Origin of the sequence: Dactylosporangium maewongense, assembly GCF_039531485.1 — a bacterium.
GTDB lineage: Bacteria > Actinomycetota > Actinomycetes > Mycobacteriales > Micromonosporaceae > Dactylosporangium > Dactylosporangium maewongense.
Genome location: NZ_BAAAQD010000023.1, coordinates 216,767 through 223,173, shown reverse-complemented (window position 1 = coordinate 223,173; position 6,407 = coordinate 216,767). Strand labels below are relative to the sequence as shown.

The window sequence follows — 6,407 nt, the reverse complement described above, 5'->3', positions numbered from 1 at the left end:
TCCCGATACAACCGCACGGCACGCTGCCGCAGATCAGGTGAGTACTTCTTCGGTGCTGGCACGAATCTTCCTTCCCATGGCCATCAGACCATGATCAAGAAGCTCCATGAAAGCGGGGGTGGCTCACGAACTGCGCCAACGCCAGCCGTGGCGGCCACGGGATCGCAATGCACCAAACACGTCAACCCCCGTGGACGCTCGGCGACAGAATCATCCGGTTTGCCACCAAATTTAAGCTTGACCTGGTGCACTCCAAGGCGTAATGGCAAGATTCGCCGCATTCGGCCCGGCCGGGCATCGCGTCCCAACGACCAGGGTGACGGTGGCGTCGTCGAGGTCGAACGTCGCGGTAGGGCCGTCGCGGTGTGCGGTGCGGCCGAGGTACGTCTCGTCGCGATGCACGACGTCGGGCAAAGGTGTCATCGGATACTGGCGGGAGCCCCGGGACCGGCAGTGTGAAGACATTGAAACAGCACGATACTTCAATTAGAGTGACTCACTGCTCCGGAAAGCGCTTTCCTGACCCCGACGCTGGGAGTTTCGCTTGGAGCGAGAGTAGCCCGGTCCGTTGAGAAGACGACGCGGCGGCGCGCGTCCGACCTACGTCAGGCACCCGCCTGATCCCACCCCTGTCATCCGGGCCGGTGTGTGCGCTGCTGCGCGGATGCGATCACGAGAAGGGTCGCCATGAGTTCCCAGACCGTCCCAGAAGTCGCCCGCCGGCGGCACCGGGCGCCAGTCGTCGCTCTCGGGCTGAGTGTGATGCTGTCGCTGGTGGCTGTGCCGGCATACGCCGCGATCCCACCGCAGGATCCCGGAGTCACGTTGCGCACCTACAACATCGGGTCTGATCTACCCGGACTCTGCACGCTCAAGCCAGGACAGACCCCCAACTTCGACAAGCTGATGCCGGTGATCAACTGGTCGACCCAGGCCGACTTCGGCATCGCCGACAGGTTCCACACCCAGGTCATCGCGAACATCAATATTCCAACAGCCGGTTCGTACACGTTCCGGCTCACCAGCGACGATGGCTCCCGCCTACGCATCGACAAGAGCACCGTCGTCGACAACGACGACGTGAACAGCACGTTCACGACGGTCATCAGCCACGACGGCCTGCACGGCGCGTCGCCGAAAGACGGCACCATCGACCTGTCCGCCGGCTATCACAAGCTGCGCGTCGAACATTTCGACAACACCGGCGGTCAGACGCTCAAGCTGGAGTGGCAGCCACCGGGCGCCACACAGTTTGCGCTCGTGCCGACCACAGCGCTGAGCACCGAATCCGGAGTCACCCGGGTGACCGCACCTGGCACCAAGGAATGCGTCCAGGGGATGGACACCCCGGGCGACGGGCTGCCACTGAACGCGGTGCACCCCAACTACACGCTGACCAGTCTGCGTCCCAGCGGGTTCGAGCCAAAAGTCACCGGGATGGACTGGCTGCCCGACAACAGGCTGGCCATCACCACGTGGGGCGGCGACTACGGCACCACTGCGCCGCTCGGCGAGGTCTACCTGCTGGGCAACGTCACCGGCACCACCTCCGCCCAGCAGGTGACCGTGAAGAAGATCGCCACAGGGTTGCAGGACCCCATGGGAATCAAATATGTGGACGGCAAGCTCTATGTCTCGGAGCGGTCCCGGCTGGTCGAGCTCAACGATGCCGACGGCGATGACGTCATCGACAGCAAGCGCACGGTGGCGACCTGGCCGTTCGGCGGGACTTACCACGAGTTCGCGTTCGGCCTGCTGTACAAGGACGGATACTTCTATCTCAACCTGTCGGTGCAGATCACTCCTGGCGGGCGCACCACCAAACCGCAGCTCGCCGCCAACCGCGGCACCGCTATCAAAGTCAACAAAGCGACCGGGCAGGTCGAATACACGGCAAGTGGACTGCGTACTCCGAACGGCATGGGCTGGGGCCCCGAAGGCGGCATCTTCGTCACCGACAACCAGGGCGACTGGCTGTCGGCCAACAAGCTGGTGCAGCTGAAACCCGGCCGGTTCTTCAACCACTACAACGATCCGGCAGGTCCCTTCGACACCAACGCGGTCACGCAGCCGGTCCTGTGGCTGCCGCACAACGAGATCGCGAACTCGCCGAGCACACCGATCATGCTCACCCAAGGCCTGTTCGCCGGGCAGATGCTGTTTGGTGATGTCACCTATGGCGGGATCCAACGCGGGTATCTGGAGAAGGTCAACGGCGAATACCAGGGCGCGGTCTTCCGGTTCGCCCAGGGACTTGAGGCCGGCATCAGCCGGCTCACCCTCGGGCCCGACGGCGCGATCTACGCGGGCGGCATCGGCGACGAACGCGCCAGCAGCAACTGGCGTCAGCAGGGCAAGCTCCGCTTCGGTCTGCAGAAGCTGACCCCTACCAGCAGCAACGCCTTCGACATCCTGGCGATGCGGGCGGTGGCCGGCGGCTTCGAACTTGAATACACCCAGCCTCTGTCGGCTGCAACGCTGAGCTCGCTGACGTCGCGGTACGCCGTCCAGCAATGGCGGTACACGCCGACCTCCAGCTATGGCGGGCCGAAGGTCGATCTGGAAACGCTGAGCGTCAGCTCGGCCGTCCCTTCGGCCGACGGCAAGAAGGTCACGTTGAGGATCAACGGCCTGGAGGCCGGGCGGGTGGTCCACGTGCAGTCGCCGCGGCCGTTCAGTTCGGCTTCAGGGCAGTCCCTGTGGAGCACGGAGGCCTGGTACACACTCAATGCGCTGCCCGGTAGCACCTACGAGGCTGAGCAGGCGGCGCTCAGCGGCGCGACCGTGTCGACCGAGCATGCCGGGTACAGCGGGACCGGTTACGCGGACTTCGCAACGACTGCCAACACCGGCGGGTACACCGAATGGACCGTCGACGTGCCGAGCGCGGGAAGCTATTCGCTGGCATTCCGTTACGCCAACGGCGGGACCGCCGACCGACCGCTGGCCGTCGCGGTCAACGGCACGACTGTCAGCCCAGCGTTTTCGTTCCCGCCGACAAACGCGTGGAGCACCTGGCGAACCGTATCGCTGTCCACGACGCTACCGGCCGGGCCGAGCAAGATCCGGGTGACGACGACGGGTGCCAACGGCGCCAACCTCGACAACGTCGCCGTCGCTGCGGTACCGCGCATCGCATTGTTCGACGGCGCCGGCCTGGCGGCATGGGAGACCACTGACGGCAACCCTGCGACCTGGCCGGTAGCGGGCGGATCGATGGAATCGCTCGGCGGGAACATCCGTACCAGAGCGAAATTCGGCGACTTCAAGCTGCACGGCGAGTGGCTGGAACCCACCTACCCGCCGGAGGTCACCGGACAGGCTCGCGGCAACAGCGGGTTCTACCTCCAGGAACGATACGAGATTCAGGTCCTTGACTCCTACGGTGACACCACGTTGGCCAACAACGAGGCCGGAGCCATCTACCTCAAGCGTGCCCCCGACCGGAACATGGCCACCGCGCCCAACACGTGGCAGACGTACGACATCACGTTCCGCGCGGCGCGGTTCAGCGCGACAGGCACGAAGCTCGAAGATGCCAGAGTCACCGTGGTGTGGAACGGCGTCGTCGTGCACAACAACGTCGCCATCAACGGCCCCACCGGAAACGGGCAGCCTGAAGGGTCAACGCCCGGCTCGATAGCCCTGCAGGACCACGGCGACCCGGGCGCGAACCCCCGCTTCCGCAACATCTGGATCGAACCGCTGAGCTGACAGGCACGCTGGTGTCGCCGCCGGCTTCCGTGCGGCGACACCAGTTTGTCGCGTCTTGCACAAATTCCGTTACTGGAGCATGACAGGTTGTTGACAACAAGGTTTCCAGTCAATCACGATGCTGAGAGCGCTCTCACGCCGCCACGTGAGGCCCCTGCTCGAGAAGGGCACAATCGCCGTGGAGACCGAACAGGAACGCACACCCCGCATCCCCCGCCGCCTCATGATCCTCCTCACCGCGGCCGTCACTGCGCTCGTCGGCAGCGTGGTCGTCCTGCAGCAGCCCGCACAAGCCGCGTGGAACCTCGTGTGGTCCGACGAGTTCAACGGGTCCGGCGCGCCCAGCAGCGCCAACTGGAACTACAACGTCGGCAACGGCCTCAACCCCGGGCTCAACACGTTCGACGGCTGGGGCAACGGCGAGTGGGAGTGGTACCGCCCCGAGAACTGCACGCAGTCCGGCGGCAACCTCGTGATGCGCGCCAACTGGCTCACGACGCCCATGGTGGTCAACGGCCGCAACTGGTACCAGACGTCGTGCCGCATGACGACGGACACGAAGCGGTCCTTCCAGTACGGCCGCATCGAGGCCCGCATGGCGCTGCCGACCGCCACCGGCTCGTGGCCGGCGTTCTGGATGCTCGGTGACGCGTGCGACGAGTCGTCCACGAGCGCCTACAACCCCGCGCAGACCTACTACGACCGCCTGCCCACCAACTGGGCCAGCTGCGGCGAGGTCGACATCATGGAACACGCGAACGCGAACGCGACCGTCACGAACAACATCTTCTGGGATCTGCGGACCGGCGTGTTCCCGTGGACAGCGGGCCAGAACGCCAACTACGTCGCCAACCCCGCCGTCAACAACGCCGCAGCCTTCCACGTCTACGCGATCGAATGGACGGCCGCGCAGATCCGCTGGTACGTCGACGGTACGCAGACGCACGTGATCGACACGACACCGGCAACCCTGGAAGAGTTCCGCAAGCCGTTCCACGTCATCTTCAACCTGGCGCTGGGCGGCACGTACCCCGGACAGAACCCCGTGCAGGGCCAGTTCCCGCTCACCGCATCGATCGACTACGTGCGCTACTACCAGGACGGCGGCACGACGCCGGGCGGACCCGCGACGCAGATCAACGGGCCGGGCGGCAAGTGCGTGGACGTGGCCGGAAACGACACCGGCGGCAACGGCGCGGCCGTGCAGCTGTGGACGTGCCAGGGGTCCGCTGTTTCGAAGGACCAGCAGTGGAGCTGGAACGGCCAGACCCTGCGGACGTTGGGCCGATGCCTCGACGTCACCGGCGCGGGCACGGCCAACGGCACGCAGGTGCAGCTCTGGGACTGCAACGGCAGCGGCGCACAGAACTGGGTCCAGGAAGGTAACCGGCTGCGCAACCCGAACTCCAACAGGTGCCTGGACTCCCCGTCAGGCTCGACAGCGGACGGCGCGCGACTGCAGATCTGGGACTGCAACGGATCGGCCGCACAGTACTTCGTGAAGGCCGCGTGACGGCCGGCCGAGGGGCACGCTGACGGTCAGGGCGCGGGAGCGGACAGGCTCCCGCGCCCCTTCCGCGCGCGACGGCCAGCAGCGCTGCCGTGCACAGCGTCACCGTGGGCGCGGCATCACGATCCCGCTGTCGCCGTCGAGTGTGCCGTGCGCCGCATGGTCGACGGCGCCGTCCGCGACCTGCTGGGTGGATGAGTGAGCAACGCCGCATCCGTGTGTCGGAGACCTGATCTACGGAATTGACAACGCCGTGCATCATTCCGAGGACAGCGCCGACCACGGATGGAAACCGCCATGACCCGCACCCGCAAAGCCATCATCGCCGCCTTCGCGGCCCTGCTGCTCACGCCGGCCCTCACCGCCTGCAACCTCGTCTCGGGCGGCACCTGCGACACGATCACCATGAGCATCGCCGGCAAACCAGGCGGGAAGAGCGGTGGCAGCAGCAAGAGCAAGTCGAAGAGCGGATCGAAGTCGAAAAGCGGACACGACTGCGACTGAGGGCAATTCCCCACGGCGGCTTCAAGCATTCCCGGTGGCCCGATCGATGACCTGGACGCCTGCAAGCCGATGCTCGCCGACGAACGTATCGAGGGAATCCTGGACACCGTGGCCCAGCACTACCAGCCGGACGCTCATCCGACGGTGTTCCTGTCGTGGACGCGCCAGAGCCGGGTGGGACGGGCCTCTACAGTGCGCTCATGCGTACGAGTCGTCGCTGTGTCAAGTGTCAGTGTGCGCGCGTGTGGCACATCGACCCGGTCATGCTTCCCGAACCCGACAACCGCAACGTCGTCGACGTCCTGCCGGCCGTCACCCGGTGGGCGTCCGGATCGGCGGACGGCGGGAGCACGGACAAGCGCATCGAGACCGGGCGCTTCGAGGTGTGGATCTGCGCGGCGTGCGGTTACACCGAGTGGTACTCGCTCCAGGTCAACGAGATGCTCGCCTGGCTCACCCACAATCCTCGCTCGGGCGTGCACTACTACGACGCCGACGCGCCGGCCCGGCCCGCCACGTCCGGCTGACCTCTGCGTCGGCAAGCGCATCGACACTGTGTTGTGGTGCCGGCGCCCACGGGGAGCGGTTCTACGACTGGGCGGTGGTACCGATCCGGCCGCTGCGCCGACCCCGACTGCGGACATCGGCTGCTGGCGCGGCGCAGCATCGCCAATCCGAG

General features: G+C 66.0%; 4 protein-coding genes. All 4 read left to right on the top strand.

Annotated elements, in window-relative coordinates; translation table 11 throughout:
- Positions 1 to 762: 762 nt before the first annotated feature.
- The 4 genes from ABD332_RS43910 (at position 763) to ABD332_RS43895 (ending at position 6,255) form a co-directional block, all read left to right on the top strand.
- Positions 763 to 3,714 carry a 3-keto-alpha-glucoside-1,2-lyase-like domain-containing protein gene (locus ABD332_RS43910; RefSeq protein ID WP_344510137.1) on the top strand — a complete coding sequence of 984 codons (2,952 nt, stop codon included), beginning with the start codon at positions 763 to 765 and terminating at the stop codon, positions 3,712 to 3,714.
- Positions 3,715 to 3,892: 178 nt separating this feature from the next.
- Positions 3,893 to 5,227 (top strand): ricin-type beta-trefoil lectin domain protein, encoded by a 1,335-nt coding sequence (locus tag ABD332_RS43905; protein WP_344510135.1) that lies wholly within the window; start codon positions 3,893 to 3,895, stop codon positions 5,225 to 5,227.
- 294 nt (positions 5,228 to 5,521) lie between these two features.
- Positions 5,522 to 5,728 (top strand): hypothetical protein, encoded by a 207-nt coding sequence (locus ABD332_RS43900; protein WP_344510133.1) that lies wholly within the window; start codon positions 5,522 to 5,524, stop codon positions 5,726 to 5,728.
- A 242-nt stretch (positions 5,729 to 5,970) separates the two neighbouring features.
- Positions 5,971 to 6,255, top strand: coding sequence for a hypothetical protein (locus ABD332_RS43895; protein ID WP_344510131.1), 285 nt, complete (start codon positions 5,971 to 5,973; stop codon positions 6,253 to 6,255).
- The last annotated feature ends 152 nt before the right edge of the window (positions 6,256 to 6,407 follow it).